This is a genomic window from Ancylobacter tetraedralis (assembly GCF_014195655.1).
GTDB classification, from domain to species: domain Bacteria; phylum Pseudomonadota; class Alphaproteobacteria; order Rhizobiales; family Xanthobacteraceae; genus Ancylobacter; species Ancylobacter tetraedralis.
Window position 1 is genome coordinate 84,187 of record NZ_JACICD010000002.1, and the last position, 24,125, is coordinate 108,311.

The 24,125-nt window shown below is 68.8% G+C and carries 21 protein-coding genes; 8 read left to right on the forward strand and 13 right to left on the reverse strand.

Annotation, left to right across the window (positions count from 1 at the left end; all coding sequences use genetic code 11):
- Positions 1-9: 9 nt before the first annotated feature.
- The gene (locus FHS55_RS05670) at positions 10-1,275 is read left to right on the forward strand and encodes an MSMEG_0569 family flavin-dependent oxidoreductase (RefSeq protein ID WP_183188744.1); all 1,266 of its coding nucleotides are present in this window, start codon (positions 10-12) and stop codon (positions 1,273-1,275) included.
- Entirely contained in the window at positions 1,272-2,195 is a 924-nt protein-coding gene (locus tag FHS55_RS05675) for a Pnap_2097 family protein (protein WP_246339887.1), read from the forward strand. The genes FHS55_RS05670 and FHS55_RS05675 overlap by 4 nt, the downstream gene beginning before the upstream one ends.
- Positions 2,196-2,201: 6 nt before the next feature.
- Here FHS55_RS05675 and FHS55_RS05680 read toward each other — a convergent pair whose 3' ends face one another.
- Both FHS55_RS05680 and FHS55_RS05685 read right to left on the reverse strand, forming a co-directional pair.
- Positions 2,202-3,773, reverse strand: a complete 1,572-nt coding sequence (locus FHS55_RS05680; RefSeq protein WP_183188745.1) for a DHA2 family efflux MFS transporter permease subunit — start codon at positions 3,771-3,773, stop codon at positions 2,202-2,204.
- 7 nt (positions 3,774-3,780) lie between these two features.
- On the reverse strand, positions 3,781-4,959 hold the full coding sequence (locus FHS55_RS05685; protein WP_183188746.1) for an HlyD family secretion protein: 1,179 nt from the start codon (positions 4,957-4,959) through the stop codon (positions 3,781-3,783).
- 210 nt (positions 4,960-5,169) lie between these two features.
- Between FHS55_RS05685 and FHS55_RS05690 the strand changes: the two genes are divergently transcribed.
- Positions 5,170-6,258, forward strand: coding sequence for an MBL fold metallo-hydrolase (locus FHS55_RS05690; protein WP_183188747.1), 1,089 nt, complete (start codon positions 5,170-5,172; stop codon positions 6,256-6,258).
- Between the two features lie 62 nt (positions 6,259-6,320).
- Here the strand turns inward: FHS55_RS05690 and yghU are convergent, their stop codons facing one another.
- From yghU to FHS55_RS05715, 5 genes are all read right to left on the reverse strand, one after another.
- Positions 6,321-7,196 (reverse strand): glutathione-dependent disulfide-bond oxidoreductase, encoded by an 876-nt coding sequence (gene yghU / locus FHS55_RS05695; protein WP_183188748.1) that lies wholly within the window; start codon positions 7,194-7,196, stop codon positions 6,321-6,323.
- A 67-nt stretch (positions 7,197-7,263) separates the two neighbouring features.
- The gene (locus FHS55_RS05700) at positions 7,264-8,523 is read right to left on the reverse strand and encodes an FAD-dependent oxidoreductase (RefSeq protein ID WP_183188749.1); all 1,260 of its coding nucleotides are present in this window, start codon (positions 8,521-8,523) and stop codon (positions 7,264-7,266) included.
- A 108-nt stretch (positions 8,524-8,631) separates the two neighbouring features.
- Complete coding sequence (gene arfB / locus FHS55_RS05705; protein ID WP_183188750.1) at positions 8,632-9,066, reverse strand: alternative ribosome rescue aminoacyl-tRNA hydrolase ArfB; 435 nt, start codon at positions 9,064-9,066, stop codon at positions 8,632-8,634.
- A gap of 11 nt (positions 9,067-9,077) precedes the next feature.
- Positions 9,078-9,566, reverse strand: a complete 489-nt coding sequence (locus tag FHS55_RS05710; protein WP_183188751.1) for a cyclic nucleotide-binding domain-containing protein — start codon at positions 9,564-9,566, stop codon at positions 9,078-9,080.
- 60 nt (positions 9,567-9,626) lie between these two features.
- Positions 9,627-10,313: a response regulator transcription factor gene (locus FHS55_RS05715; protein ID WP_183188752.1), complete on the reverse strand. Its 687-nt coding sequence runs from the start codon at positions 10,311-10,313 to the stop codon at positions 9,627-9,629.
- Between the two features lie 243 nt (positions 10,314-10,556).
- Between FHS55_RS05715 and FHS55_RS05720 the strand changes: the two genes are divergently transcribed.
- Complete coding sequence (locus FHS55_RS05720; RefSeq protein ID WP_183188753.1) at positions 10,557-11,078, forward strand: L,D-transpeptidase family protein; 522 nt, start codon at positions 10,557-10,559, stop codon at positions 11,076-11,078.
- 7 nt (positions 11,079-11,085) lie between these two features.
- On the opposite strand, the gene FHS55_RS05725 is transcribed toward FHS55_RS05720, so the two are convergent.
- Complete coding sequence (locus FHS55_RS05725) at positions 11,086-11,769, reverse strand: YggS family pyridoxal phosphate-dependent enzyme (protein ID WP_183188754.1); 684 nt, start codon at positions 11,767-11,769, stop codon at positions 11,086-11,088.
- Between the two features lie 175 nt (positions 11,770-11,944).
- Between FHS55_RS05725 and FHS55_RS23790 the strand changes: the two genes are divergently transcribed.
- From FHS55_RS23790 to holA, 4 genes are all read left to right on the forward strand, one after another.
- Positions 11,945-13,705, forward strand: a complete 1,761-nt coding sequence (locus FHS55_RS23790; RefSeq protein ID WP_183188755.1) for a diguanylate cyclase — start codon at positions 11,945-11,947, stop codon at positions 13,703-13,705.
- Between the two features lie 101 nt (positions 13,706-13,806).
- Positions 13,807-16,428, forward strand: a complete 2,622-nt coding sequence (gene leuS / locus FHS55_RS05735; protein ID WP_183188756.1) for a leucine--tRNA ligase — start codon at positions 13,807-13,809, stop codon at positions 16,426-16,428.
- Complete coding sequence (locus FHS55_RS05740; RefSeq protein WP_183188757.1) at positions 16,415-17,023, forward strand: hypothetical protein; 609 nt, start codon at positions 16,415-16,417, stop codon at positions 17,021-17,023. The genes leuS and FHS55_RS05740 overlap by 14 nt, the downstream gene beginning before the upstream one ends.
- A gap of 5 nt (positions 17,024-17,028) precedes the next feature.
- Positions 17,029-18,054, forward strand: a complete 1,026-nt coding sequence (gene holA, locus FHS55_RS05745) for a DNA polymerase III subunit delta (RefSeq protein ID WP_183188758.1) — start codon at positions 17,029-17,031, stop codon at positions 18,052-18,054.
- Positions 18,055-18,057: 3 nt separating this feature from the next.
- Here holA and FHS55_RS05750 read toward each other — a convergent pair whose 3' ends face one another.
- The 5 genes from FHS55_RS05750 to mnmE all read right to left on the reverse strand — a co-directional run bounded on the left by FHS55_RS05750 (position 18,058) and on the right by mnmE (position 24,101).
- Complete coding sequence (locus FHS55_RS05750) at positions 18,058-18,972, reverse strand: ParB/RepB/Spo0J family partition protein (RefSeq protein ID WP_210286875.1); 915 nt, start codon at positions 18,970-18,972, stop codon at positions 18,058-18,060.
- A gap of 9 nt (positions 18,973-18,981) precedes the next feature.
- On the reverse strand, positions 18,982-19,851 hold the full coding sequence (locus FHS55_RS05755; RefSeq protein WP_281379556.1) for a ParA family protein: 870 nt from the start codon (positions 19,849-19,851) through the stop codon (positions 18,982-18,984).
- A 39-nt stretch (positions 19,852-19,890) separates the two neighbouring features.
- A complete protein-coding gene (rsmG, locus tag FHS55_RS05760) occupies positions 19,891-20,589 on the reverse strand; it encodes a 16S rRNA (guanine(527)-N(7))-methyltransferase RsmG (protein WP_183188759.1) in 699 nt (232 codons plus the stop codon).
- 24 nt (positions 20,590-20,613) lie between these two features.
- Positions 20,614-22,473 carry a tRNA uridine-5-carboxymethylaminomethyl(34) synthesis enzyme MnmG gene (gene mnmG / locus FHS55_RS05765; RefSeq protein ID WP_183188760.1) on the reverse strand — a complete coding sequence of 620 codons (1,860 nt, stop codon included), beginning with the start codon at positions 22,471-22,473 and terminating at the stop codon, positions 20,614-20,616.
- Between the two features lie 254 nt (positions 22,474-22,727).
- Entirely contained in the window at positions 22,728-24,101 is a 1,374-nt protein-coding gene (gene mnmE, locus FHS55_RS05770; RefSeq protein ID WP_183188761.1) for a tRNA uridine-5-carboxymethylaminomethyl(34) synthesis GTPase MnmE, read from the reverse strand.
- Between the last annotated feature and the right edge of the window lie 24 nt (positions 24,102-24,125).

Below are 24,125 nucleotides of genomic sequence, written 5' to 3' on the forward strand. Positions count from 1 at the left end.
GCGCAAGTCATGAACGAGAACCAGATCCAGCATTACCCGGTCGTGATCGTCGGCGGCGGTCAGGCCGGCCTGTCGACCAGCCATTTCCTGCAGCAGCAGGGCATCGATCACCTCGTCTTCGAGAAGCACACGGCCATGCATGCCTGGAGCACGCAGCGCTGGGACAATTTCTGCCTGGTCACGCCGAACTGGCAATGCGCCCTGCCCGGCCATTCCTATGCCGGCAACGATCCGCACGGCTTCATGAAGAAGGACGAGATCCTCGACTACCTCAAAGGCTTCCGCGCCAAGGTCGAGCCACCCATCCGCGAGGGCGTCGCGGTGCGCCGCGTCAGCCCACGCGCCGCGGGCGGCTTCCTCGTCTCCACCACGGCGGGCGAGGTGAGCGCCGATAATGTGGTGGTCGCCTCGGGCGGCTATCACGAACCGATCGTGCCGCGCATGGCCGAGCGGCTGCCGGCCTCGATCACGCAGATCCATTCCGCGCAGTACCGCCATGCCGGCCAGCTGCCCGAGGGCGCGGTGCTGGTGGTGGGGTCCGGCCAGTCTGGCGCGCAGATCGCCGAGGACCTGCATCTGGAAGGGCGCAAGGTGTTCCTCGCGGTGGGCAACGCGCCGCGCTGCGCCCGCTTCTATCGCGGCCGCGACGTCGTCACCTGGCTGGCCGACATGGGCTATTACGACATGGCGGTCGAACAGCACCCGCTGCGCGAGGGCGTTCGCGACAACACCAACCACTACGTCACCGGCCGCGACGGCGGGCGCGACATCGACCTGCGCAAATTCGCCCGCGAGGGCATGGAACTGTTCGGCGTGCTGCGCGACTATGACGGCGCCGGGCTGATCTTCGACACCAACCTCGCCCAGACGCTCGACGACGCCGACCGGACCTATAACGGCATCAACGCGGCGATCGACAAATACATTGCCGAGAACGCCATCGACGCGCCGCCACCCTCGGTCTACGAGCCCGTCTGGCAGCCGGCCGGCGAGCGCGGCACGCTCGATCTTGCTGCCTCCGGCATTACCTCCATCGTCTGGTGCATCGGCTTCAAGCCGGATTTCCGCTGGCTCGACGCGCCGGTGTTCAACGGCGCCGGCCATCCCCAGCACCGGCGCGGCATCACCCAGCGCGAGGGCGTCTATTTCATTGGGCTGCCCTGGCTGCACACCTGGGGCTCCGGCCGCTTCGGCAGCGTCGGGCGCGACGCGGAATTCATCGTCGACCACATCGCCACGCGGGCGGCGCGCGGGCGCGAGGACAGCGCGGCATGAACGCGATTATCCCCCCGCCCCTCACCATGCCGTTCCCCCTTCCGCACACACGCGGCGTGCCTCACGGCGAGCCGCGTCTGCTGGAGGAGACCGTGCGGCTCGGCATGCCGCAGCTGGCACTCGGCGGCCTGTCGGAGGGCTGGCTGCTGAAGGATCTCGGGCACCGCCACTGGATGATGCTGGCGGCGATGGCCGGGCGGACGGTTCCCGATTTTCGCGACATCGACGGCGCGCCGGTCTATGCCGCCTTCTCGGCGCTGGCGATCCGCGATGCGCGCTTCGCGGAGCTTGGCGAGAATGACGTGCTCGCCATCCGCTCGTCCATCGCCCGGATCTCGCGGACGCAATGCGCCAGCCGCCATGTCCTGAGCCGCGCCGGCGAGGCGATGGGCACGGTGGAGCTGGTCTCCGCCTTCGTGCGGCGCGGCGCGGGCGGGGGCAACCACCAGGTGGCTCGGGTGGCGCTGGAGGGCTTCCCGCCCCCCGCCGCCGCATCCTCCGCCCCATCCACCGCGACGCCCGCCAACAGCCTCGCGGATCGGGCGGCCGCCCTGCGCGCGCGTCGGCTCGAGCACTATTTCGGCTTCGACCTCGCGGCCGCGGCGGGTGAGGCCGACCCGTTCATCGAGATAGACCCCTGCCCGGCGCAGGATTTCAACGGCGCCGGCTTTCTTTACTTTGCCAGCTTCGTTTCCTTCATCGATCGCGCCGAATGGCACTTTGACGGAAGGCAGGCACCGCGCGCGGCAACACTGCGGCGGGACGTGTTCTTTCATGCCAATGCCGATCCGGGCGAGCGGGTGCGGGTGCGCTGGCTCGGACAGCGGCGCGGCGACGGGCGGCTCGCCCATCATTGCCGGCTGGAGCGGATGAGCGACGGCACCCGCCTCGCCGAGGCCTTCACCCTGCGCGCGGTGTAAGCCACCTCACGCCAGCCGGCGGGTGAAGGCGACCGCCACCACGGCGAGCAGCAGCAGCGCGCCGAGCACGGCGAACGTGTCGGAAAAGCCCATGATCCGCGATTGCTGCGCCACCATCTGGCCCAGCAGGATCTCAGCCTGGTGATAGGCCCGCGTGGCATCGGAGCCATGCTGCATGAAGTAGTGCTGCATGCGGTCGAGGAATTCGCGCACGTTCTCGCCATAGGGCGTGACCGACTGCCCGATGATGTTGGAATGGAACTGCTCGCGCTTGGTGATCAGCGTCGCCAGCGCCGCCGTGCCGATGGCGCCGCCAAGGCTGCGCATCATGTTGAACAGGCCCGACGCCTGGCCCGACAGCACCGGCGGCATGCCGATCATGGTGATGCTGGCCAGTGGGGAGAGCACGATCGCCTGCCCGAGCGCCCGCACGATATTGGTCAGCATCAGCTGGTCGCCGCCGACATGATAGCTCAGATGCGTGTTCATGAAGCAGCTCGCCGCGAAGATGGCGAGGCCGATGCCCACCAGCACGCGCGGGTCGATCCGCTTCATCAGCATCGGCACGAACGGGATGACGATGAGCTGCGGCAGCCCGACCCAGGCCAGCACCATGCCGATCTGCTGCGCGTCATAGCCCTGCACCTCGTCGAGATAGGTCGGCAGCACATAGACCGAGCCGAACAGCGCGAAGCCGACAATGACGTTGGCGAGGGTGCCGAGCGCGAAATTGCGCCGCGTGAACAGCCGCAGGTTCACCGCCGGCTTCTCGACCTTCAGCTCGATGGCGACGAAGATGGCAAGGCAGATCGCCGCGAGGATGGACAGCCGCACGATGAACGGCGAGCCGAACCAGTCATCCTTGTTGCCCTCGTCGAGCACCGTCTGCAGGCAGGCGAGGCCAATCGCTATGAAGCCGATGCCCCACCAGTCGCCCTCCCTCAACAGGCGAAGGTTCAGCGGGCTCTTTTCCAGCGTCGGAACCAGCATGCCCAGCATGACGGCGCCGGGAATGAGATTGATGAAGAAAATATAGGGCCAGCCGAACTGATCGGTGAGCCAGCCGCCAATGGTCGGGCCGATCGCCGGGCCGAAGGTCGCGGTCATGGCGAAGATGGCGATGCCGATCGGCTGCTGGCGGCGCGGCAGCTTGGTCAGCACCACGGTGAAAGCGAGCGGGATCAGGCAGCCGCCGAAGAAGCCCTGCAGCCCGCGCATCGCGATCATCTGCGAAAGATTGGTGGCGAAGGCGCAGCCCATCGAGAAAACGAGGAACAGCACCAGCGCCGAGAGGAGGAAGCGCCGGAAGCCGAATACCCGGCTCAGGTAATCGGTCAGCGGGATCATGATGATCTCGCCGATCAGGTAGGAAGTGGAAATCCACGTCCCGTTATCCGAGCCGGTGCCGATGCCGCCCTCGATATAGGGCAGCGAGGCATTGGTGATCTGGATGTCGAGCACGGCGATCAGCGCGCCGAGCATGCAGCCGATCACGGCGATCCAGGTGACGAGGCTGGCGCCGGGCTCCACCGCCGGCATCCCGGCCGGCGGCGCGAAGGTAGACGTGGCGGCGGCCATGACACCCTCACTCGCTGGGCGGGATATAGGCGTTGCGCCTCACGTCGGCCGGGATCGTCGCATCGGTTCGGATGGTCGTTTCCACCGACATGCCGGGCCGCAGCTGCCGGGCCAGCGGATCGGTGCGGTCGATGTCGATGCGCACGGGAATGCGCTGGACGATCTTGGTGAAGTTGCCGGTGGCGTTGTCGGGCGGCAGCAGGGCGAATTCCTGCCCGCTGGCCGGGGCGAGGCTGGAGACGAAGCCCCGCACATGAAGATCGGGATAGGTATCGACCGAGATCGTCACCTTCTGGTCGGGCTTCACGTCGGTGAGCTGGGTTTCCTTGTAGTTGGCGACCACATAGGTCGCCTGCAGCGGCACCACCGCCAGCAGCGCGGTGCCGGGCTCGACATACTGGCCGACGCGCAAGGTTCGCGCGCCCACGACGCCGTCCACCGGCGCGACCAGCCTCGTATAGCCGAGATTCAGCGTCGCCGTGTCGAGCGCCGCCTGGTTGTGGGCAAGGTTCGCCCGCGCCTCGGCAAGCTGGGCGGTCAGGGTGGCGACCTGCTTCTGCGCCGCGTCGAGCGCCGCCCGGTCGCGGGTCACCTGCGCCTGCGTCTGGCCGATCTGCGAGGTGGTCTGCTCGGCAGTCTCGACCGGGCCGAAACCGTCCTGGGCGAGCTTGGTGAAGCGCCGGTTGTTCTGCTCGGCGAAGGTCTCGGCGGCCGCATCCGCGGCGATCTGCGCCTTGGCCTCCTCGATCAGCGCCTGCTGCTCGTTGAGCTGCGCCGCGTGATCGTCGATCGATGCCCGTGCCGCGTCGACATCGGCCACGGCCTGATCGACCGCCGCCTGATACGGGCGCGGGTCGATGATGGCGAGCACCTCGCCCTGCTTCACCGGCTGGTTGTCGGTCACGTTGACCGTCACGAGATAGCCGGCGACCTGCGGGGCGATGGTGACGATGTCGGCCTGCACATAGGCATCGTCCGTGCTGGTCTCGAAGCGCCACTGCGTCCAGTATTCGGTGCCCGCATAGGCAAGGGCGCCGACCAGAAGCAATACCCCCGCCACTCCCAGCCCACGCTTCAGGCCGCCATGGGAGGACGGCGCGTCCGGGAGAACGGACGGCGTCGGGGCGACAGACGCATCGACGATCGGCGTGGCCTTCAGCGAGGCCGGATTGGTGGCCATGTTCATCGCGGCCTCCGTGAGAGGGGGATCAATGGATCATGGGCACCACCCTGCTCCTTCCCGGTCGGGCGATATTCCCTATATCCACGCGGCTTGCGGGATCGCATCCGCGTGCACGCCCGGCGGACGAGGCCCGCCCCACATCGCCCGGCTGCGTCACGCATTCGTCATCGCACCCGCTTAAACGCTCGCCGCAACACCCTTTTTCGAGCTTTCATGATGAACCGACTGACCGCGCTGTCCGGTGCCGGCATCAAGGGGCCGGCCTGCTTCCTGCTGGAAACCGCTGGCCGGCGCCTCATTCTCGATCTCGGCGAAGGCCCGGATGCCGGCCGGCGGCCGGACCTCGCCGGGGTCGGCCGCGTCGACGCCATCCTGCTGTCGCACGGTCATCACGACCATGTCGGCGCGCTTGATCTCGCCGGGCAGCTCGGCGACCCGCCCCTCTACGCCACCGCCGCGGTGCGGGCCCTGGCCGGCGAGACGCGCCTGCGCAACGCGCACGACCTTCCTTTTGAGGGAACAGCCGGGATTCTCGGCCTGGAAATCGCGACCGGCCCGGCGGGCCATGCGCCCGGCGCCGTGTGGATGCGCATCGGTGGCGAGGCCGGGCTGCTCTATACCGGCGACTATTCCGCCGAGAGCCGACTGTACCGCTCCACCATGCCTCTGCGCGCGGCCGCTCTCGTCGTCGATGCCAGCTATGGCGAGGGGGATCAGACGCTCGCCTTTCAGGCCGACGCTCTGATCGCCCGCGCCCGCCACCGCCCGCTTCTCCTGCCGGCCCCGGCGGCCGGGCGGGCGCTGGAAATGGCGCTCACCTTCCTCGAAGCCGGCCTCGCGGTGAGCCTCTGCCCAGTGACGCGGGGCGTCGTGGAGGTGCTGGCGCGCCATCCCGAGGTGCTCGCAGTGGGCGAGGCGGATGCCCCGGCCCGGCTTCTCGCCAGAGGGCTCCTCACGGCCGACAGCCCGGCACGCGGCGTCATGATCGTCGCCGGGCCACAGGCCGATCACGGCCTTTCCGCTGCGCTGACGGACCGGTTCGCGCGGAGCGGCGAGGCCGATATCGTCTTCACCGGCCATGTCGCCGAAGGCTCGAATGCCAGCCGGCGGATCGCGGCCGCGCAGGCCCACCATGCGCGCTGGAACGTGCACCCGAGCTTCAGCGCCCTGCAGGCTCTCGTGACGGCCGTGGCGCCGCGCGTGCTGCTGCCCGCCTTCCTGCCGCGTGCACGAATGGCCGGACTGGCGGCGCGCCTGCCCGGCGTAGGCGTGGTGGCGGAAGGCGCCAGCTTCTGCTGGTAGCCCGGCCGTCCGGTTGATCCGGCGATTCTCGCGAACCGGACTTCGCGTCGCCGGCAAACGCTCTAATCGGCGCTCGCCAGCTTGTCCTGCGTGCGTGTGTCGAAGTCGCTGGCATCGTGGCGCTCGCGCAGCTGTTCGGAAGGCTCGCCGGACATGCGGTTGACCATGCGTCCGCGCGCCACCGCCGGCCGCGCCAGAACCGCGTCGGCCCAGCGCTGCACATGCGTGTAGTCGGCAACCGAGAGAAATTCGGCCGCGCCGTACAGCCAGCCCTTCGCCAGCCCGCCATACCAGGGGAAGATGGCGATGTCGGCGATGGTGTAGTCGGGGCCCGCCACATAGGCGCTCTCGGCGAGCCGCCGGTCGAGCACATCGAGCTGGCGCTTCACCTCCATGGCGAAACGGTCGATGGCATATTCGATCTTGGTCGGCGCGTAGGCATAGAAATGCCCGAAGCCACCGCCGAGATAGGGTGCCGACCCCATCTGCCAGAACAGCCAGGACAGGCATTCCACCCGCGCGCCGGCTTCCACCGGCAGGAAGGCGCCAAACTTCTCGGCGAGATAGACAAGGATGGCGCCGGATTCGAATACCCGGATCGGCGTCTGCCCCGATCGGTCGAGCAAGGCGGGGATCTTCGAATTGGGATTCACCTCGACGAAGCCCGAGCCGAACTGGTCGCCCTGGCTGATGTCGATGAGCCAGGCATCATATTCCGCATCCGCATGCCCCAGCGCCAGCAGTTCCTCCAAGAGGATGGTGACCTTCTGCCCGTTGGGCGTGCCCAGCGAATAGAGCTGCAGCGGATGTTCGCCGACCGGCAGCGCCTTCTCATGGGTCGCCCCGGCCACTGGCCGGTTGATGTTGGCAAAGCGCCCGCCGCTGGCCTTGTTCCAGACCCAGACGCTGGGCGGCGTGTAATCGGAGGAGGTGGTCATGCGATGCTCTCGAGCCAGATGAAAACCGTGTCGCCTTGCATAGGGGCGGCGGAGGCCGGTCGTCACATCAAATCGCCGCTGCCGACCCGCTGTTCCGTTCTCGCGCCCCCCGCACGTCCTCGGGGCGAAAGCCGAGCCCGACCAGCCGGCCGGCCAGATGCGCGAGCAGCGGCCAACGGGCGATGCTGCGCAGGAAGCCGGGAGGACCGCCTGCCCTTTCCTCCCCGCTCGCCTCACGCTGGCGCCGGCCACGCCGCATCATCAGCTGCAGCTTCTGCGTCGCCCAGGTGGGAAAGCGCCGGCGCGCCTCCACCGCCGCCAGATCGCGTGCCGCGAGGCGGCCTTCCTTCAGCGGGCGGGTGAGGATGTTCGCCGCCGCCACGGCATCCTGGATGGCGAGGTTCACCCCGAATCCGCCGATCGGCGACATGGCATGCGCGGCATCGCCGATGCAGATCAGCCCCGGCCGCCACCAGCGCTTGAGCCGGTCGATCCGCACGCTGAGAAGCTGCACGTCGTCCCAGCTGGCAATCTCCTCCATGCGCGATGCCGGTAGCGGCGAGACCGCCGCCACCTGCGCGCGGAACGCCTCCAGCCCGGCGGCTTTCACGTCCGCGAAGGAGCCCTTGCGCACGACATAGCCGCATTGCCAGTAGTCGCCGCGATCGACCATGACGAAGCCCTGGCGCGGCCCGCCATGGCCCATCACATAGGGCGGATCGCCCGGCTGGTGGGACAGCTTCATCCACAGCACGTCGCTCGGGCTGCCGAAGCTCTCCACTTCCAGCCCCGCCTTCTGCCGCACCACCGAGTTGCGCCCGTCGGCGCCCACGACCAGCGCCGCGCGCAGCGTGAGCGCTCCCCGCGGGGTCGTCGCCCGCAGGCCGGCGATCCGTCCCTCCGCCTCGATCAGCCCGTCGACCTGTGCCGGCATCACGAGGTGAAAGTTCGGCCGGCGCGCGGCCTCGCGGGCGAGAAAGTCGAGAAAGTCCCATTGCGGCATGAAGGCGATGAAGCGGCAGCGCGTCGGCAGGCGCGAGAAATCGGCCAAGGTGACGTCGCGGCCGCCGATCTCGGCGTGAAGGCGCGACGCCTGCGTGTGCGGCAGCTTCAGCAGCTCGTCGAGCAGGCCAAGCTCGTGCATCACGTCCAGTGTCGAGGGATGGATGGTGTCGCCGCGGAAATCGCGCAGGAAGTCGCCATGCTTCTCCATCACGGTGACGTCGAGCCCGGCGCGCGCCAGCAGCAGGCCGAGCATCAGCCCGGCCGGGCCAGCGCCGACAATGGCGCAATCGGTGGTGATGTCGGGGAGATCGGGCTGGGTCATGCGCCGAGCCTAGCGCATCGGGCCGGACGCTTCGAGCGGGCGCTTCGAGCCGAACGACCGCACGGATGTCATTTCGCTACCGAAATAGCGCGCGGATCACGCGCCGCCTCAATCCTCGCCACCGCCACCGCCCGGCCGGTCGCGGCGGATGGCCTTGACGCCCGAGCGCCGGGCCTTGCCCTCCAGCCGGCGGATCTTCGAGCCGAGCGTCGGGCGGGTGGGACGGCGGATGATCGGCGCCACCGTTGCCTCGCGCACCATCTCAACGAGGCGGGCAACGGCATCCTCGCGGTTGCGCTCCTGGGTGCGGAAGCGCTGCGCCACCAGCACGATCACGCCGTCATTGGTGAGCCGGCGGCCGGCAATGCGCTCCAGCCGCGCCTTGACCGCCTCGGGCAGTGTCGCGGAGTGGCGCACGTCGAAGCGCAGCTGCACGGCGGTGGAGACCTTGTTGACGTTCTGCCCACCGGGGCCCGAGGCGCGCACGAAGGTTTCCTCGATCTCCCGCTCGTCGAGCCAGACCCGCGGGGTAACGGGGATCATGAGAGCAGCTCTCAGCTCAGACGCCGCGGCGGCTCGATCGCTTCAAGCCTCGCGCGCACCGCCTCGAGCCCGCTTACGGTCTCCTGCAATTCCTCGCTCAGCGCCTGCATCAGCGCCAGCGCTGCCTGCGGATAGCTCTCGATGGTCCGCATGAAGATCACCCGCGGGATGCGCAGCACCACCGAGGGCGTGATCGCGGTGGCCGTGGCCGGCCGCTTGCCGTCGGTGATCAGCGCCAGCTCGCCCAGCAGCGCCCCGCGCCCGACCTCGATGCGCTGCCCCGGTCGCCGCGCCAGCGCGGCATTCTCCCGCGAGATCGCCAGCGTCCCCTCGACCACCACATAGGCGGCCTCGGCGAACTGGCCCTCGCGGTACAGAACCTGCCCACGGTTGAGCGAGCGGCTGTCGGCGCTGATGGCGACGACGCGCAATGCGTCGGGCCCGAGCAGCCGCAGCATCGGGACGCTTTCCAGCAAGGCGATGTCCTCCTCGATCGGCATGCGGCGGGCCGGTTCTCCTGCCAGGGCTGGCCCCGTCGGGACGAATCGCTTCGCCCCGTGTCAGGGTAGCAGTTTGTAGCCGCCCGCCTCCGTGGCGAGCAGATTGGGATGCGACGGGTCTTTCTCGATCTTCTGGCGCAGGCGGTAGATATGGGTTTCCAGCGTATGGGTGGTCACGCCGGAATTGTAGCCCCACACTTCCTGCAGCAGGATCTCGCGCGCCACCGGCTTCTTGCCGGCGCGGTAGAGGTAGCGCAGGATCGCCGTTTCCTTCTCGGTCAGGCGGATCTTGGAATTGCGCTCCGTCACCAGCAGCTTGGCGCCGGGGCGGAACGTGTAGGGCCCGATGGTGAACACCGCGTCCTCGCTCGCCTCATGCGAGCGCATCTGCGCCCGGATGCGCGCCAGCAGCACGGCGAAGCGGAACGGCTTGGCGACATAGTCGTTGGCGCCGGCCTCCAGCCCCATGATGGTGTCGCTGTCGGTGTCGTGGCCGGTCAGCATGATGACGGGCGCCTTGAAGCCGTTCTCGCGCATCCGCCGTACCGCCTCGCGCCCGTCGAGATCCGGCAGGCCGACATCCATCAGAACCAGGTCCACCCGGCCGGTCTCGACCTGGCCGATCGCGGCCTGGGCGGATTCCACGGCGACCACCTCGAACTCGTCATAAAGCGCGAGCTGTTCGACCAGCGCGTCGCGCAGATCCTTGTCGTCTTCGACCACCAGGATTCGTTGAGCATTCGCCATAACCGATCCCCCGAAGTCCGCTTCCCCGAACCTCTTGTCCGCGCCGCGCCACGCGGTAAAGCTCGCGCGCTCGGCAGGATTGCCGTTGAGTCCCGAGTAGGCAGGCCTGACGCATTCGGCAAGAGTCGGCGAACCCGCACTACCGGTTGCTGTCGGGTACGTGACGTGATCGTGAACGGAAAACGCGTGAATAAGAAGGCCCCCCGCACCGAAACCCTCAGGAAATCCACGTCAAAACGCAAAATGACGTGCATGGAGCTTCGCGTCGTCGCCCGGCCGGGCCTGCCGACCCGCGGATGGCTGTTCGCCGGCGGCCCGCCAATGCCGGTCGCTCTCGGGCGCACGGGCATCCGCCGGGACAAGCGCGAGGGCGACGGCGCCACGCCGGCCGGGATCTGGCACCCGCGCGAACTGCGCTACCGCGCCGATCACGGCCAGCGCCCCCTCACCCGAATACCGGCGCGGCCGACCCGGCGCGAGGACGGCTGGTGCGACGACCCCACGGACGGGCGCTACAACCGGCCGGTGCGCCTGCCCTTCGCACCCTCGCATGAGGACATGTGGCGCGCCGACGCGCTCTATGACCTCGTCATCGTGCTCGACCACAATGAGCGCCCGCGCGCCCGGCGGCGCGGCTCGGCGGTGTTCCTGCATCTGGCGCGCGAGGGATTCGAGCCGACCGCCGGCTGCATCGCCTTCCGCCGGGCGGATCTCACCCGGCTTCTGGCGCGCCTCTCGCCCCGCACGGCGATCCGCGTGGGGTGATGCCCCTCTAACGCCCGCCGAAAATGGCGCTGCCGACCCGCACATGGGTCGCGCCCAGCAGGATCGCCGTCTCGAAATCCCCGCTCATGCCCATGGAGAGGGTCTTGAGCCCGTTGCGCGCGGCGATCCGGCCCAGCAGCGCGAAATGCGCGGCGGCGGGTTCGTCCGCCGGGGGAATGCACATCAGCCCCTCAATGGTCAGCCCGTGCTCCTCGCGGCAGGCATCGAGGAAGGCATCCGCCGCGCCCGGAGCGATGCCGGCCTTCTGCGGCTCCTCGCCGGTATTCACCTGCACCAGCAGGCGCGGCGCCGGCCGCCCTTCCAGCCGCGCGATCTCCCTGGACAGCGCCTCCGCCAGCGAGGGCCGGTCGAGCGTGTGGATCACGTCGAACAGCGCGAGCGCCTCGCGCACCTTGTTGCTCTGCAGCGGACCGATGAGATGCAGTTCGACATCGGGATGGCGCTCCTTGAGGGAAGGCCATTTCCCCTTGGCCTCCTGCACCCGGTTCTCGCCGAACAGCCGCTGGCCTGCCGCCAGAACCGGCAGGATATGCTCGGCGTCGAAGGTCTTGGAAACGGCGATCAGCTGCACCGTCGCCTCGGCCCGGCCGGCATCGCGACAGGCCTGGGCGATCCGCCCGCGCACCTGCGCAAGGCGCTCGCTCACGCCGTTCTCACCCGTCACGTCCATCACCCGGATCCCCGCTGCCTGGCGCAGGCATGCGAAGCCCCCGCCACCTTGTCAAGCAGGCTGTCCATTCGCGTGCGGGCCGGCAAACTTGGCGCCCGACGGCAGGACTTATCCTTGCGGCACTCCGGGGAGGCCCGTAAGTCTATGCCAGGCTGGGGCGGTCGGGATCGTGAGCGTGGCGAACGAAGTCCGGAAGGTTCAACGCGATCGGCGATCCACAACCCGTCCGAGCGGCCCGCGCCCGCGCACGGTGCGTCTGCGCCTGCGGCTGTTCCTCTTCGCCGCCGTCGCCATGACGCTCGTCATCGCCGAACGAACCATCAGCCTCATCCACCTCCACGCCGACAATCTCGCGGCGGCCGAGAGCCATGTGATGGATCTGGCGGAGCGCAGCGTCGGCCATTACCGGCAGACCATCGCCGTCGCCCAGGCGGTGCTGCTGACCCTCGCGTCCGACAGGCATGTGATCGCCGGCGCCGAAACCGGCCTCCCGCCGATCGCGGCCGATGAGCCGTCCGGCGCGCCCAGTTCCAGCGCGTGCGCGGCACTCACGCCGGTGAGCGATGCCTTCGCCGAGATCGATTCGCTTTCCCTCGTCACGCGCGACGGCATCATACGCTGTTCGACGGTACCGAGCGCCGTCGGCCTCGATATCTCGAGCCGCAGCTACACACGGATCGCCCTGCGCGGCATTGCCAATATCGAATCGGTCCGGCGCAGCCTCGTCATCGATCGGCCGGCGATCTATGCGGCGCAACCGATTGCGGCCGGGAACGACACCGGCGTGCTCGCCGTGATCCTCGCCCGCGTCAGCATGGCGGAGCTGTTTCCGGGCGGCACGTTCGCCGAACTCGGGCCGGGCGGGCAGGCCATGGTCGTGGGCCCGGATGGAACGCTGCTCACCGCCTATCCCGAAGGCACCTATGGCATGGGGCTCGACCTCAGCCACACGGCGCCGGTGGCGAAGGCGATGATGTACACGAGGGGCACGGTTCTCGCGGCCGGGCCCGACGGGGCGCAGCGCATTTATGCCTATGCCCGGCTACCCGGCACCAACATGCATCTGCTGGTGGGGGTCGACCAGAACTCGGCGCTCGGCCCTGCCGAGCGCGCCGCCTGGCACGCGGGACTGACCATGCTGGCCATCGGGCTCGCGGTGCTCATTGGGCTGGCGATGATCGGCGAGCGGCTGATCGTGGTGCCGATCCGATCCCTGGCCGCCCGCCTGGTCCGCTTCGGCCATGGCGATGCCAACGCGTTGCAGGTCCGGGAGCGGGTCGCCGAACTGCAGCCGCTCGCGGTCGCGTTCGAGACGATGGCAAACGAACTCTCCGCGCGCGAGACGGCCCTGCGCAATGCGAACCGCCACCTCAACTCGCTTGCCAGCCTCGATGCGCTTACCGGCATCCCCAACCGGCGCAGCTTCGACGCCGTGCTGCCGCTGCAATGGAACAAAGCCCCGCAGCTCGCGCTGCTGATGATCGATATCGACAACTTCAAGCTGTACAATGATCATTACGGCCACAAGGAGGGCGATCGCTGCATTCGCTCGGTGGCGCAGGCGCTGGCGACGACGGTGCGTGGAAGCGATGTGATTGCCCGCATCGGCGGCGAGGAATTCGCGGTGCTGATGCCCGATGCCGATATCGGCACGGCCGCCGATGTCGCGGACCGGCTGCGCCGCGCCGTCGAAGCTCTCGCCATTCCGCACGCGAACGCGGCCGGGGTCGTGACGGTCAGCGTGGGCGCGGCCGCCTGCCAGCCGGCACCCAGCCTGTCGCCCTCGGAACTCTTCGTCGCCGCCGATCAAGCACTCTATGCCGCCAAGCGCGCGGGGCGTAACGGGGTGCGGCGGGCGGACGCCCCGGCGCTGCACGGCGTCGCGTCCAGCCCCGAGGAGGGCCGACCGGGCGGCGGCACGGATGCTGGCGGTTGACCCGACGCATCAAACCGTGCCTAGTCGCGCGCCGTCGGTGCTTTTCGCCACCTTGCGCCTGACGACATCCACCGAAGACCAAGCCTGCCCGAGACCCGAGCATGAACACCGAGCGCTACAACGCCCGCGAGGCTGAACCCCGCTGGCAGAAGATCTGGGACGAACGCGGAATCTACCGCACCCGCAATGACGACCCGCGTCCCAAATACTACGTGCTCGAGATGTTCCCCTACCCGTCCGGGCGCATCCATATCGGCCATGGGCGCAATTATGTCATGGGCGACGTGGTGGCGCGCTTCAAGCGGATGAAGGGCTTCAATGTCCTGCATCCCATGGGCTGGGACGCCTTCGGCCTGCCGGCCGAGAATGCGGCTATCGAGCGCAACACCCATCCCGGCATCTGGACCTACGAGAACATCGCCACCATGCGCGAGCAGCTCAAGCTGCTCGGCCTGTCACTGGACTGGTCCCGCGAGATCGCCACCTGCGATCCCTCCTATTATGGCGAGCAGCAGCGCATCTTCCTTGAGTTTCTCCAGGGCGGGTTCGTCTATCGCCGCGAGAGCGAAGTGAACTGGGACCCGGTCGACAATACCGTGCTCGCCAACGAGCAGGTGATCGACGGACGTGGCTGGCGCTCGGGCGCCCTTGTCGAGCGGCGCAAGCTCGCCCAGTGGTTCTTCCGCATCTCCGACGCCTCCGAGGAACTGCTGGCGGGCCTCGATACGCTGGAGCGCTGGCCCGACAAGGTGCGCCTGATGCAGCGCAACTGGATCGGCCGTTCCGAAGGGCTGCATGTCCGCTTCGCGCTGGAGAACGCGCCTGCCGGTCTGCCGCAGGAGATCAAGGTCTACACCACCCGGCCGGACACGCTGTTCGGCGCCTCCTTCCTCGCCCTCTCGCCCGGCCACCCGCTGACCGAGGCACTGGCAGCGGCGGATCCCTCGCTCAAGGTGTTTGTCGAGGAATGCCGTCGCGGCGGCACCTCCACCGCCGAGATCGAGACGCAGGAGAAGATGGGCTACGATACCGGCCTCACCGTGCGCCACCCGCTGGGCGGCGCGGCGGTGCCGGTCTACGTCGCCAATTTCGTGCTGATGGAATATGGCACCGGCGCCATTTTCGGCTGCCCGGCCCATGACCAGCGCGACCATGACTTCGCCCGCAAATACGGCCTGCCCATCACCCCCGTGGTGCTGCCGCCCGATGTCGACCCCGCCACTTTCTCGGTCGCGGATGCGCCGTATGATGGCGACGGCACGCTGTTCAACTCGCGTTTCCTCGACGGCCTCGCCGTGCCGGCCGCGAAGGAAGCGATAGCGCTCCGGCTGGAAAACGAGATCCTCGGCAATGCGCCGGTCGGCGAGCGCGCGGTGAATTACCGCCTGCGCGACTGGGGCATCTCGCGCCAGCGCTACTGGGGCTGCCCGATCCCCATCATCCATTGCGACAGCTGCGGCCCGGTGCCGGTGCCGCAGGACCAGCTGCCGGTGCGGCTGCCGGAGGATGTCACCTTCGACCAGCCGGGCAACCCGCTCGACCGCCACCCGACCTGGAAGCATGTCGACTGCCCGCACTGCGGCGCCCCGGCACGGCGCGAAACCGACACCATGGACACGTTCGTCGATTCGTCCTGGTATTTCGCCCGCTTCGCCGCCGAACCCGGCACCGCGCCGCTGCAGAAGGCGGCGGCCGACCACTGGCTGCCGGTGGACCAGTATATTGGCGGCATCGAGCACGCGATCCTGCACCTGCTCTATTCGCGCTTCTTCACCCGCACCCTGGCGAAGATCGGCCGGGTCTCGGTGAAGGAGCCCTTTGCCGGCCTGTTCACGCAAGGCATGATCGTTCACGAGACCTACAAGGACACGGCCGGCAAGTGGCTGTTCCCCGAGGAGGTCGAGAAACGCGCCGACGGCAGCGCCGTGCGCGTGGGCACCGACGAGCCTGTGACGGTCGGTCCGCCGGAGAAAATGTCGAAGTCCAAGCGCAACGTGGTGCCGCCGGAAGTGGTGGCCGACACGTATGGCGTCGACTGCGCCCGCTGGTTCATGCTCTCCGATACGCCTCCCGAGCGCGACAGCGAATGGACCAGCGCCGGCATCGAGGGCGCGTGGCGCTTTGCCCAGCGCATCTGGCGGATGGTCGGCGACGCCGCCGAACTCACGGCGCCCGACCTCGTCGCTCCCGAAAGTTTCGGGTCCGAATCGACTTCGCTGCGCCAAGCCTCTCATCGTCTGGCCGCGCTGGTCGAGGAGGATGTCGAGCGCCTGCGCTTCAATGTCGCGGTCGCACGCGTGCACAGCTTTACCAACCAGTTCGGCGACGCCATCGCGGCCGCGCGCAAGGGCGCGGCGGGAGAGCCAGTTCCGGCCGATCTCGCCTTCGCGCTGCGCGAGGCGGCGCAGTTCCTCGTTGCGGTGGTCGCCCCGATGGTGCCCCATCTTGCGGAGGAATGCTGGATCGTGCTCGGGTTGGACGGACTGGCCGCCACTGCGTCATGGCCGGTGGTCAATCCGGCGCTGCTGGTGGACAATACCGTTACGCTGCCGATTCAGATAAATGGCAAGCGCCGCGGCGAGATCGCCGTCTCGACCGACGCGAGCCCCGCCGAGGTCGAGAAAGCGGTGCTGGCGCTCGATCTTGTAAGGCAGGCTCTCGACGGACGGCCGCCGAAGCGTATCATCGTGGTGCCGCAGAGGATCGTGAATGTCGTCGCTTGACCAGATGAAACGCACGCCGTCCCGTCGCCTGTTCGGCCTTGCCGCTGCCGGCCTGCTGGCCTTCGCCGTGGCGGGCTGCTTCAAGCCCATGTACGCGCAGGATACCGCCGACGGTGGCAATCTCACCGAGCGGCTGGGCGACATCCAGGTGGTGTTCGCCTCCGGTCGCATCGGCAATGAGGTGCGCAACGACTTGATCTTCGCCCTCACCGGCGGCGCGGGAAACCCGGCAAATGCTCCCTACCGGCTCGAACTGGCGGTGACGGACAGTTCGACTTCGACCGCGGTGGATTCACTCTCCGGCCTGCCCGAGGTCGAGATGGTGTCGGTGGACGTCAAGTGGCTGCTGTTCGACACCACTCGTACACCAGGTCCCGATGGCAAGCCTGTGCCGCCCGTGGCGCATGGCAACGCCTTCGGCAAGGCCTCGCTCTATAGCGGCTACCAGCGCTTCGCTCGCGCCCGCGCCATTCGCGACGCGCAGAACCGCGCCGCCGGTGTCGCTTCGGAAACCATCAAGGGGCAACTCGCCGCCTATTTCATCGCGCCGCCCCCGGCTGCGCCCGCCACGACCGCTTCCACCCCCAAGAGCTGAACCGCATGGTTGCGGTGCGTCCGGCCGAGGTGGAAGCGACGCTCACGCGCATCGATCCGCTCCGGCCGATCCTGCTGCTGTTCGGTCCGGATAGCGGGTTGGTGCGCGAGCGTGCCCGTGCCTATCTCGCGCGCGCCGCCGCCAATTCGACCGATCCCTTTGGCATCACGCGCCTCGACGGCGACGAGATTTCCGGTGATCCCGGGCGGCTGGTCGACGAGGCCGGCACGGTGGCGCTGTTCGGCGGGCGCCGGGTCGTCTCGCTGCGCGTGGGCTCGCGCAATGTCGTACCGGCGGTGGAGGCGCTCCTCGCCGTCCCGCCGAGCGACGCCATCGTCGTGATCGAGGCCGGCGACCTCAAGCGCGGCACCGGGCTGCGCGCGCTGTGCGAGGCCTCCCCGCACGCCCTTGCCATCGCCTGCTATGCCGACACCGACCGCGACCTGTCGCGCCTCATCGATACGATGACAGCCGAGGCGGGCATCGCGATCGACCGCGACGCCCGCGCCGAATTGATGGGCCTGTTGGGGAGCGACCGGCTCGCCTCGCGCGGCGAGATCGGCAAGCTGCTGCTCTATGCCGCCGGCGAGCCGCGCATCACTGCCGAGCATGTACGAGCCATCGTCGGCGACGCCTCCAGCCTCGCGCTCGACGAGATCGTCGATTCCGCCTTTGCCGGCATGAGCGCGGAAATGTCGTCGGCCTTCGTCAAGGCGACGCAGGAGGGCATGCGGGCCGACATCGTGCTCGGCGCCGTCTGCCGGGGCGCGCAGTCACTGCACCAGCTGCGGCTCGCGGTGGAGGGCGGCGCCAGTGTCGAGCGGGCGATGGATGGGGCCCGGCCGGCGCTTCACTTCCGGCGCAAGCCGCTGATCGAGAAGGCCCTGCGCAGCTGGAGCGCAGCCCGGCTACAGGCCGCGCTGCTCACGCTGGACGATGCGCTTCTGGCCGCGCGGCGCAGCGCCGCTCTCGGCCCGGCCTTGGCCGAGCGCGCGCTGTTCCAGCTCGCCGCGGCGGCGCGGCGGGGCTGAGGCTCAGCCGGCGGCGAGCCGGCGGCAGACCTCGTCCAGCTGGTCGAGCGACGTATAACGAATGCGCAGCTCGCCGGCTTCGCCGTCATGGCGCAGCGTCACCTTGAGCCCGAGCGCGTCGGACAGTCGGCGCTGCAGCGCGGCCGTATCAGCATCCAGCTCCGCAACGGCCCGCGCCTTGCGTGCCGGCTTTCCGGCCGCTTCCGCCTTGGCGACGTTCAACTCCTGCGCCAGCGCCTCGATGGCACGCACATTCATGCCACGCTCGACAATCGCGCGGGCCAGCCCTTCCGGGTCGTCCTGCGTCAGCAGCGCGCGCGCGTGCCCCGCCGACAGCCGACCGTCGGCGAGATATTCCTTCACGGTCTCCGGCAGCCGCAGCAGCCGCATCGTATTCGCGACATGACTGCGGCTCTTGCCGATCACCCGCGCCAGGTCGTTCTGCGAATAGCCGAACTGGTCGGACAGCGACTGGTAGCCGGCCGCCTCCTCCAGCGGGTTGAGATCGGCGCGCTGGACATTCTCGATGATGGCGATTTCCAGCGCCTCGCGATCGTCCACCTCGACGACGACGATCGGCACCTCGTGCACGCCCGCGCGCTGCGAGGCCCGCCAGCGCCGCTCGCCGGCCACGATCTCATAGGCATCGCGCTGGCCCGCCACCGCCCGCACCACGATGGGCTGAATGACCCCGCGCTCGCGGATGGAGGCGGACAGATCCTCGAGATCCTCCTCGCCGAAGGTCCGGCGCGGGTTGTGCGGGTTCGGCCGCAGGAAGGCGAGCGGCACCTTGCGCGCACCTCCCGGCGTGCCGGGCTGGCGCTCGCCCACCCGGTCATTGCCGTCGGACATGTCGCCGATCAGCGCCGCGAGCCCACGCCCCAGCCGCGAACGGCCACCATCTTCCGGCATTGCCATGGCGTTCTCCTACGCTGCCGCTGTCGCGCGCAGGGCGCGCTCCCTCTGGATTATTTCGGATGCGAGACGAAGATAGGCCTGCGATCCCACGCATTTCAGATCGTAGAGCAGCACCGGCTTGCCGTAGGACGGTGCCTCGGACACCCGCACATTGCGCGGAATGATCGTCTCATAGACCTTGTCGCCCATGAACTGACGCACATCCTGAACCACCTGGGCGGAGAGGTTGTTGCGCGAATCGAACATGGTCAGCACGATGCCATGGATGGTGAGCTGCGGGTTGAGCGTGGTGCGCACCTGCTCCACCGTCTTCAGCAGCTGCGACAGCCCTTCCAGCGCGAAGAACTCGCATTGCAGCGGCACCAGGATGGCATTGGCCGCCGCCATCGCATTGACCGTGATCAGGTTCAGCGAGGGCGGGCAGTCGATCAGCACGTAGCTGTAGGGCGTTTCGTTTCGGCTGTCTAACGATCCGCTGTCCCGCCCGCCATTGAGGCCACGGATGGCATCGCGCAGGCGATAGGCACGGTCACGCTGGCTGGCCAGTTCGAGTTCGAGGCCTGAGAGATCCATGGTCGACGGCGCGATATGCAGCCGGGGCACCGCCGTCTCCAGCACCGCCTCGCGCAGGCTGACATCGCCGGTCAGCACGTCATAGGTGGAGACACGGCGGCTGCGCCGGTCGATACCGAGCCCGGTGGACGCATTGCCCTGCGGATCGAGATCGACGATCAGCACGCTCTCGCCGATCGCCGCCAGCGCCGTGCCGAGATTGATCGCCGTCGTCGTCTTGCCCACCCCGCCCTTCTGGTTGGCGAGGGCGAGAACCCGTGGCAGCCCATAGGGCGCAGCAGGCACGAGCGGAAACTCGTCGGTCATGTCAGCGATCCCGATGCGAATGCGGCCTTGGACAAGCCATCACGGTGCCGATTTCAGCGGCGTCGCGGCGTCGACAATCAGGATACGCCCGCCGCGATCGGTCAGACTCTCCTGAATTCTGCTGTTGATTCTCCAAGATTTAGCTGACTCGGTCAATTCGTTATCAACATCTTGACCTTTCAGAAACAGACCCACCGCTCCTTGCGCAAGGAAAGGATGCGCAAGCTCCAGCAGGCGCGGCAATGGTGCAAGCGCGCGGGCCGAGACAATCTCGACGCCGGCAGCGATCCGGGCCGCCACCTGCTCGATGCGGGCCGGCAGCACCGTCACCGGCAGTTCGGCGATCCGCGCCGCCTCGCGCAGGAAGGCCGCCTTGCGTGTGTCGCTCTCCACCAGCGTCACATCCGCGCCCGCCCGCTCCGCCAGCACGGCGGCGACGACCAGGCCGGGAAACCCGCCGCCGGAGCCGAGATCGACCCAGCGCCGCGCCTCCCCCGCGAGCGGCACGAGCTGCAGCGAGTCGGCGACATGGCGGGTCCACACCCGCGGTAGGCTCGCCGGCGCGACCAGGTTGATAGTGCGCTGCCACTTCTCCAGCAGCGCGACGATGGCGGCGAGCCGGTCCTCTGTTTCACGTGAAACAGGGGTCAGTCGCAGCGCCTGGGCGCGGTCGGAGAGAGCGGCGTCGGTGGAGGAAGGGCCGGACGGGTCAGGCGCTTTCGAATCATTCGCGTTCATGGGGCAACTATAGCGCGCCCGGCCCTATCGCGCCCGCCGCGCATGCGCCGCCAGCAGCGCCAGCGCCGCCGGCGTCATCCCGTCGATCCGGCCCGCCTGACCAATGGTACGGGGCCGAATCGAATCCAGCTTGGCCTTGATCTCATTGGAGAGACCCGCGACGGAGCGATAATCGAGTTCCGGCAAGGCTGCGGCCTCGTCACGCCGGAAGGTCGCGATATCCGCCTCCTGGCGGTGGAGATAGACCGCATATTTGGCATCGATCTCCAGCTGCTCGCCGATGCGCGGATCCTCGCCCGCAGCCTCGGGCCAGATGCGGCAGATGTCGGCCCACGCCACATGCGGGTAGGACAGCAGGTCGAAGGCGCTGCGCCGCTGACCGTCGCGGTTGAGGGCCAGTCCGTGCCGGTCGCCCTCCCCCGGCGTCAGCGAGACCGAGCCGCTCCATTCCCGCACCCGCGCGAGCGCGCCGCTCTTGATCGCGAAGTGGGTCCGCCGCGCGACACCGACCAGCCCGAGCGTCTCGCCGCGCCCGGTCAGGCGCTGGTCGGCATTATCGGCGCGTAGCGACAGGCGATATTCCGCTCGCGAGGTGAACATGCGATAGGGTTCGCTCACACCCCGCGTCACCAGATCATCGATCATCACGCCGATATAGGCCTCGGCGCGGTCGAAGGTGACACCATCCGCGCCATCGGCGCGACGGGCGGCGTTCAGCCCCGCCACCAGCCCCTGGGCGGCCGCCTCCTCATAGCCCGTCGTGCCGTTGATCTGGCCAGCGAGGAACAGTCCCCGCGCCTTGCGGGCCTCCAGCGTCGGCTCCAGCTCGCGCGGATCGACATGATCATATTCGATGGCATAGCCGGGCCGCAGCATGCGCACCCGCTCGAGCCCCGGAATCGTTGCGAGCAAGGCGAGCTGCGCGTCCTCCGGCAACGAGGTGGAAATGCCGTTGGGATAGACGGTCGGGTCGTCCAGACCCTCCGGCTCCAGGAAGATCTGGTGCCCGTCACGCTCGCCGAAGCGGACGATCTTGTCCTCGATCGAGGGGCAATAGCGCGGGCCAACGCTCTGGATGTTCCCCGAATACATCGCCGACCGCGCGATGTTGGCGCGGATGACCTCATGCGTCGCCGGCGTGGTGCGGGTGATGCCGCACTGAATCTGCGGGTTGGTGATGGCCGCCGTGAGCGTCGAGAACGGTTCGGGCGGCGTATCGCCGTCCTGCATGTCCAGCCCCGCCCAATCAATGGTGCGGCCATCGAGGCGCGGCGGCGTGCCGGTCTTCAGTCGGCCGAGCGCCAGGCCCAGACGCGCGAGCGAGCCCGAGAGACCGCGCGCCGGGGCCTCGCCCATGCGCCCCGCCGGCATCTGCCGGTCGCCGATATGGATGAGCCCGTTGAGGAAGGTGCCGGTCGTCACCACCACGGCGCCGGCCGACATCGTCCGACCGTCGAGCAGCCGGAGGCCGGCAACGCGGCCTTCGCGCAGCAGGAGTTCATTCGCCTCCCCTTCCACAACAGATAGGTTCGGCTGCGAATCGATCTCGCGCTGCATCGCCTGCGCGTAAAGCTTGCGGTCGGCCTGGGCCCGCGGGCCGCGCACGGCCGGGCCCTTGCGCCGGTTCAGCACCCGAAACTGAATGCCGCCCTGGTCGGCCACGCGGCCCATCAGCCCGTCCAGCGCATCGATTTCGCGCACCAGATGGCCCTTGCCGAGCCCACCAATCGCCGGGTTGCACGACATCGTGCCGATCGTGGCGCGCGAATGCGTGACCAGCGCCGTGCGCGCCCCCAGCCTCGCGGCGGCGGCGGCGGCTTCCGTACCAGCGTGACCGCCGCCGATGACGACGACGTCGAAGGAAAGATCAGCCTGATGCGTCATGGGTCCGGCGATGTCTGGCAATGTCTGGGATGACGGGCGGCGGCTCCTGGCGAGCTGCGGCGATGGCGGCACAAAGCCCTGTCCCCGCCCCCGCGTCAAGCGCCACGGGGTTGAGGTTCGGTCACGGGCTCGGAACGCGGTTTCACGTGAAACATTCCGTCGGCGAATCGAGTGGGATGAAGGGCCTCTGTTTCACGTGAAACGCGGCGCGATCCCATCCGGGTCTGCGGGCGCGCCCGGCCACCGGCCTCGCATCACTTGCCGATGCAGAATTCCCGGAACACGACGTCGAGCACATCCTCAACTCCGATGACACCAGTCATCCGCCCGAGCGCGCGGGCGGCCAGCCGCAACTCTTCCGCCAGCAGTTCATCGCTCAAGGCATCCCAGCCGCTCATGGCGGCCCGCACATGTGAAGCCGCCTCCGCCGCGTCCTGCCGGTGCCGCTCGCGGATCAGCGCGGGATGATCGGCGCCTGCGGCGTGCGTTCCGACGAAACCGGCCAGCGCATCGACCAGCCCGTCAACACCCGCGCCGGTCGCGGCCGACAGCGCCAGCCGGCGTTCGGCCCAGCCCGGCACCGTATCGTCGCCCCCAGCCGTCGCGTCGATCTTGTTGGCGACCAGCCACAGCGCCCCTGCGGCGGCCGCGTCGATATCCGGTCGGTCGAACGGAGGCCGGCCGGCGGCGGCGTCATGCACCCACAGCACGAGATCGGCCTGCGCGATGCGATGGCGGGCGCGACGGATGCCCTCTGCCTCCACCTTGCCTTCGGCCTCGCGCAAGCCCGCCGTGTCGAGCAGCGTGACCTTGTGGCCGCCGAGGTCGAGCGACACCTCCAGCACATCGCGCGTGGTGCCCGGCTCATCGGAGACGATGGCGACCTCGCGCGCCGCCAGCGCGTTGATGAGCGAGGACTTGCCGGCATTGGGCAGGCCGGCGATCGCCACCACGGCACCCTCGCGCAGCATCGCGCCGCGCCGATCGGCCAGGGCGGCCTCCAATTCGCCGAGCAGCGCCACCAACTCGGGCCGGGCCAGCGCCCGCGCCTCGGCCGGAACATCGTCCTCGTCCGCGAAGTCGATGCCCGCCTCGATCAACGCCATGGCGCGAATGAGACGTAAACGCCACGCCTCCACCCGCTGGCCGAGATGGCCGAACGCATGGGCGAAGGCGAGGCGGCGTTGCCCCTCGGTCTCCGCCGAAATGAGGTCGGCCAGTCCCTCGGCCTCGGTGAGGTCCATCCGGCCGTTGAGAAAGGCGCGGCGCGAGAACTCCCCGCGCTCGGCTGGGCGGAGGCCCTCCTGAGTGAACAGCGCATTGAGGACCGCCGCCACCACGGCCGGCCCGCCATGGACCTGCAGTTCGGCCAGATCCTCGCCGGTCGCGCTGCGCGGGCCGGGAAACCACAGCACCAGTCCCTTATCGAGCGCCGTGCCATCACCGGGGTGGCGCAGCGTGGCCAACCGGGCCCGGCGCGGCTCCGGCAACCCGCCGGCCAGCGCCCGCAACGCGGGCCCCGCCTGCGGCCCGGAAATCCGGAGCACCGCGACCGCCGACGCCCCCGTGCCGGAGGACACCGCCGCGATGGTCTCGGCCCGATTTGCGCTTTCCTGCTGCACACTCACCCGCTACGCCCTATCTCTGTGAAC